This window comes from Paraburkholderia sp. EG304 (genome assembly GCF_046543485.1).
Taxonomy (GTDB): Bacteria; Pseudomonadota; Gammaproteobacteria; order Burkholderiales; family Burkholderiaceae; genus Paraburkholderia; species Paraburkholderia youngii.
Map to the genome: position 1 here is coordinate 1 of NZ_JBKGUA010000498.1, position 251 is coordinate 251.

The following is a 251-nucleotide window of genomic DNA, read 5'->3' on the forward strand; positions in this document are numbered from 1 at the left end:
TTAAGGAAGGTCTGCAAAAGTCCTGGCATTGACGCCCCGTTCAGCTATCCTGGAAGCATCGCGAATTAGTTGAGGAGAAGAGTAATGTCGCAGTTGGGTCTTCACCTGGATCTGTCAACCAAGCGCACGCGCAAGCGGGAATTTCTCGATGAGATGCGGCGTGTCGTGCCTTGGTCGAAGCTGATTGCGCTGATCGAGCCGCACTATCCGGCAGGCAAAACCGGACGGCCGCCTTTCCCGATCGCGACGAT

The 251-nt window shown here is 56.2% G+C and carries 1 pseudogene; it reads left to right on the top strand.

Annotated features, from left to right (window positions below):
- Positions 1 to 84: 84 nt before the first annotated feature.
- Positions 85 to 251 (top strand): annotated as a pseudogene (locus ACLFKU_RS44895) (IS5/IS1182 family transposase); the annotation flags it as partial.